The sequence below is a fragment of the Marinobacter sp. genome (assembly GCF_052094685.1).
Lineage (GTDB): Bacteria > Pseudomonadota > Gammaproteobacteria > Pseudomonadales > Oleiphilaceae > Marinobacter.
Genome location: NZ_JBQDKB010000078.1, coordinates 13,342 through 17,607 on the forward strand (window position 1 = coordinate 13,342; position 4,266 = coordinate 17,607).

A 4,266-nucleotide genomic window follows, 5' to 3' on the forward strand; every position below is an offset into this window, starting at 1 on the left:
TTCAATGATGCCCGCCGGGCCCATGGGCGTGCCCGTGCGCTATCTCCTCCGGCTCGGCAGCGCGTACTTCGATGATTTCGATATCGAAGGTCAAGGTTTTACCCGCCATCGGATGGTTGGTGTCGACATCAGCAAACTTGAGACCGACCTTGGCCACGATCACATGGCGCGGGCCCTGCTCGGTTTTCACCTGGGCAATCATGCCCGGCTTCCAGCGCTTGGCACCCATCAAGTGCTTGATCGGCACGCGCTGCATCGCATCGGCCTTGCGCGGACCGTAGGCTTTTTCCGGAGCGACGGTGACGCTGAACGTATCGCCAGCCTCGCGACCTTCCAAAGCCTCTTCCAGGCCTCGGACAATGCCGCCGTGGCCATGCAGGTAAGCGTTGGGCTCGCCGCCACGGGAGTTTTCAACAACCTTGCCTTGTTCATCACTGACGCTGTAGTGAAACAAGACCACTTGATTCTTTTCGATTGGCATAGGGTTCTCTGCAAAGGTTTAAGGTACGCCATTATAACCAGCAACGGCGTCAAGGGCTTCCTGCTGGCAAGGTCGCAGCTTAAAAGGAACATTCATTTTGCGCTGCTTAATCGTTATCAGGATGAAGAGATGGCCATCCTAACAAATAACGATGCCGTTACCTGCATTGGTTTAAAACCAGGAGTCGCGGCCTAGCCGGTCCCTAGTACCCAAAACTTCACTCCAAAAAATATTCAAAGCTCCTGAATTCGAAAACTTGACGGACGTCAACTTGGCAACCAAAAAAGCAGAGCTTCACGGGAAGAACCTAAACATTTTGTTAATGTTGATTAATGTAAACGGAACAAGCACTTCTCATAAGGAGAAAGCGATATGATCAAACGTCCACTGATTACAGCAATGGTACTCAGCCTGAGTGTTGTTGCTGGCCCAGCCATGGCCAACGAGCTTATGGAACGGGCAAGCAATACGTTCGAGCCCATCCCCAAGTATCCGCCTGTTATCGACGGTAATGAGCTAACACAAGCAAAGGTTGATCTGGGCAAAATGTTGTTCTTTGAGCCTCGCCTGTCTTCCAGCCATTTGATCAGCTGTAATACCTGCCATAACGTTGGTCTGGGTGGCGATGACGAACTCTCGGTATCGATAGGTCACGGCTGGCAGAAAGGCCCCCGTAACTCGCCCACCGTATTCAACGCTGTTTTCAACGCGGCGCAATTCTGGGATGGCCGCGCAGCGGATCTCGCCGAACAGGCCAAGGGCCCGGTTCAGGCTGGCGTAGAAATGAGCAGCACTCCAGCCCGAGTGGAAGAAACCTTGAAGAGCATGCCGGAATACATCGCACGCTTTGAGGACGCCTTCCCGACCCAGGAAGCCCCGGTAACTTTCGACAACATGGCTGTCGCCATCGAAGCTTATGAGGCCACGCTGATCACGCCGGATGCGCCTTTCGACAAGTTCCTACGCGGCAATGAAGGTGCATTGAACGACAAAGAGCAGGAAGGCTTGGCCCTGTTCATGGATCGGGGCTGCACTGCCTGCCACAGCGGTATGAACCTGGGTGGCCAGAGCTACTGGCCGTTCGGTTTGGTTTCTCGCCCAGGCGGCGACATTCTGCCGGAGGGCGACAAGGGGCGCTTCGCGATCACAGAAACCGCCTCTGATGAATACGTTTTCCGTGCGGCACCGCTGCGTAACATCGAGCTGACCGCCCCTTACTTCCATTCCGGCGCTGTCTGGAGCCTGGAAGAGGCTGTCTCTGTTATGGCCACCGCTCAGCTGGGCACTGAACTGAAGGACGGAGAAGTTCAGTCCATCGTCGCCTTCCTGAAAACACTGACCGGCGAAGTGCCGGAAGTGCGGTACCCGCAGCTTCCGCCGAGCACCGCCAACACACCGAGGCCGGTGGATATGGTGCCCTGATAGGGGTTCATCGCAAAGAAGCTCAGGGGCGCGCCTTTTTTATGGGCGAAACCCTGAGCGCTGATAGCTCAAACTTTTTCCGACAGCTGTAACAGCTATGCTTAATCATTTCGGACCGATACTCTCCCGGCGCAACAAGTCCCGATAAAGCCGATTATTCCAGTCCTGAACAATGACCTGGGATCTGAACAATTGCCACAGTTCCCACGAATAAACGATCAAGAGCAAGACGACTGGCGGCCAAATCAACCCTGCCAAGAAACAGCCAATGGCAACAAACAGAGCGCCAAGATCAATCAGCCCCCATTGCCAGCGCCCCAGATAAAAATGATGCAACCCGGCGATAAAAAACCAGTTCAATGCGGCGTATGTATCCGGGTCCTTAACCGATTTTCCGGCCTGCCGATAGAATTCCGCCCGACGCTCTTCTGAAAGCTCCCGAATCGCCTTTCTGAGCGACTCTTCCTCGGCATCAACTTCTTCTTGTTTCAGCATGCTCGATATCCCACGTTACCGGCTCGATGCATTTACAAATCGCGTCAGGCTTGTTGCACCTTCGAAGACGGTGAAGCGTCAATGCCAGCCCTTTGCGAAGACCGAATTGCCGGATTGCCTCTTCAGAATATGCAGAGCAACTCGGTTCGAAATTGCAGTCGATGCCAAACCACCGGGTACCGCCTCCGGTGCGGCGATAAAATCCGATGGCCTTCAGAGCCAGCGTCTTTAGCACGTTTTAGCGACCTAACGTAACAATCACAGCTTCACGCTGCCAAAACAGCCAGAAGCGCTTCATCTCCAGAACCTGAAATACAACCTGCCAACCTTCAGAAGCGTAGCGGTTCAATTCCGCCTCAATCTTCTTTAAAGGCAAACCGGAAGAACCCAGCAGCAACGTTCCACAGCCACCCTCTGCGATATGGACCATCTTGTATTCCGTAAAATGTTTAACCGTCATAACTTCTCCTTTTATAAATACACTTGTCGGCTACCAGATAAGTGGCCGCAAAGAGTTCAACAAATCAAAATTCAATTGCTGCCGCAAACTGCTCGCTTCCGGAGCCACAAGCAACCAACCCAGAGCGACCAGATTCGCGAGGACCGACAGCCAGAAAACGAACTGGTAGCTTCCTTTTCGTGTTTTATGGCGAAAAACCTGTTGGGCCATAAGCGCACCGGGCCAGCCACAGCAAAGCTCAAAAAGGTGCAAGGTTTTCTCCGCCGTACGTTGCCCGCCCCGCTGCGCCGCCCGCTTATCGATCCAGTACATCACAAACAACACCAGACTCACCCCGCCGTAGGCCGCCAGGATAGAGACCGGCAGATAACCTTTATGGAACAGGCCCACCAGAGTGCTGAAAAATACCAACACAACAGCAGCCGCCACCCAGACTCCCGAAGCAATGCTGGCGCCAACTTTTGCCGCTCCAGCATACTGAAACCGCCCAGCTCTCGGCCGGCCCTGGTTATCCTTCGTGATGCTGTATGTCACCTTGCGATCAGAAACCGGCCGGCCCCGGCCTGCATAACTGCGGATATGAGCAAAGACCCGCTCACCACCGTCCTCAGGGGTAATGAAACCAAACCCCTTGGCGTCGTTCCATGCAGTGAGTAATCCTTTCTGGTTCAATTCACTTCTCCCTTGATCCAGGGCGATTTGATAAGGCCTGTAACAATGACAAGAGGTAACAGATACCCAAGTGCAGCAACAAGGGGCTGGTAAGCCGGGCTCAAATCCATTTCCAGGACATCCTTGTTATGAATCCCTCAATCAATCCGACGTGGAACATAAATCAGTCTTTGATTCGATGCCTTAGGATTTTTGTAACTCTTCGCTAATAAGGTAGGAGCAAAACGCAAGACCTGACCCCGGCACGTCTTTAAGCCGCCGGAAGCCATAATAACAACTGTCGGTAATGCTTCGCATTGATACTCTGGATTATATGAGACGTATACTGGTTGAGTTTTGACCCCCAACCAACGCATGCAGTACGAGGTACCCCTGGAATGATTAAACCCCTTCGATGGCTCATCAGAACCACCGTATGTTTGTTGGTTCTGCTGGCAGGCCCCGCACTGATTGCGGCCTGCAGCAGTCAGTCTGGCCAGAGCTGGCGTGACACCGATCGCTCCAGCGCAGGCATTGCGCCACTTCCTAGCCAGACCGAAGAAGCCGTTGTGCAGGTTTATGGTGCCCGAGCTTATAATTGGCGCGGCAATTTTGCGGTCCATACCTGGATTGCGACTAAGGTGCGCGGGGCATCCACCTACGAGGTTCACGATGTTACTGGCTGGGGTTATAACGCGGTGCGGTCCCGCCCCGGTGAGCCGGATACCGCCTGGTATGGCAACCCGCCGATGTTGCT

Annotated in this window: 7 protein-coding genes; 2 read left to right on the forward strand and 5 right to left on the reverse strand. The window is 53.8% G+C overall.

Annotated elements, in window-relative coordinates; genetic code table 11:
• Nucleotide 1 precedes the first annotated feature (1 nt).
• On the reverse strand, nt 2-481 hold the full coding sequence (locus ACTH3S_RS14180; RefSeq protein WP_441809658.1) for an FKBP-type peptidyl-prolyl cis-trans isomerase: 480 nt from the start codon (nt 479-481) through the stop codon (nt 2-4).
• A 372-nt stretch (nt 482-853) separates the two neighbouring features.
• On the opposite strand from ACTH3S_RS14180, the gene ACTH3S_RS14185 reads away from it, so the two are divergent.
• A complete protein-coding gene (locus tag ACTH3S_RS14185) occupies nt 854-1,903 on the forward strand; it encodes a cytochrome-c peroxidase (protein WP_441809659.1) in 1,050 nt (349 codons plus the stop codon).
• A 105-nt stretch (nt 1,904-2,008) separates the two neighbouring features.
• Here the strand turns inward: ACTH3S_RS14185 and ACTH3S_RS14190 are convergent, their stop codons facing one another.
• From ACTH3S_RS14190 to ACTH3S_RS14205, 4 genes are read right to left on the reverse strand one after another with little or no spacing between them, the layout of a single operon-like run.
• Nucleotides 2,009-2,398, reverse strand: coding sequence for a TM2 domain-containing protein (locus ACTH3S_RS14190; protein ID WP_441809660.1), 390 nt, complete (start codon nt 2,396-2,398; stop codon nt 2,009-2,011).
• Complete coding sequence (gene yidD / locus ACTH3S_RS14195) at nt 2,376-2,633, reverse strand: membrane protein insertion efficiency factor YidD (RefSeq protein ID WP_441809661.1); 258 nt, start codon at nt 2,631-2,633, stop codon at nt 2,376-2,378. The genes ACTH3S_RS14190 and yidD overlap by 23 nt, the downstream gene beginning before the upstream one ends.
• A 3-nt stretch (nt 2,634-2,636) precedes the next feature.
• Nucleotides 2,637-2,858: a DUF4177 domain-containing protein gene (locus ACTH3S_RS14200; RefSeq protein ID WP_292274378.1), complete on the reverse strand. Its 222-nt coding sequence runs from the start codon at nt 2,856-2,858 to the stop codon at nt 2,637-2,639.
• 30 nt (nt 2,859-2,888) lie between these two features.
• Nucleotides 2,889-3,530: a DUF1294 domain-containing protein gene (locus tag ACTH3S_RS14205; protein ID WP_441809662.1), complete on the reverse strand. Its 642-nt coding sequence runs from the start codon at nt 3,528-3,530 to the stop codon at nt 2,889-2,891.
• A gap of 377 nt (nt 3,531-3,907) precedes the next feature.
• On the opposite strand from ACTH3S_RS14205, the gene ACTH3S_RS14210 reads away from it, so the two are divergent.
• Nucleotides 3,908-4,266: DUF3750 domain-containing protein (locus ACTH3S_RS14210; protein WP_441809663.1), on the forward strand; the 359-nt coding region annotated here is incomplete at its 3' end.

Coding starts and splice junctions, on each gene's coding strand:
- ACTH3S_RS14185 (WP_441809659.1), top strand. CDS start 854: ATGATCAAACGTCCACTGATTACAGCAATGGTACTCAGCCTGAGTGTT.
- ACTH3S_RS14200 (WP_292274378.1), bottom strand. CDS start 2,858: ATGACGGTTAAACATTTTACGGAATACAAGATGGTCCATATCGCAGAG.
- ACTH3S_RS14190 (WP_441809660.1), bottom strand. CDS start 2,398: ATGCTGAAACAAGAAGAAGTTGATGCCGAGGAAGAGTCGCTCAGAAAG.
- ACTH3S_RS14180 (WP_441809658.1), bottom strand. CDS start 481: ATGCCAATCGAAAAGAATCAAGTGGTCTTGTTTCACTACAGCGTCAGT.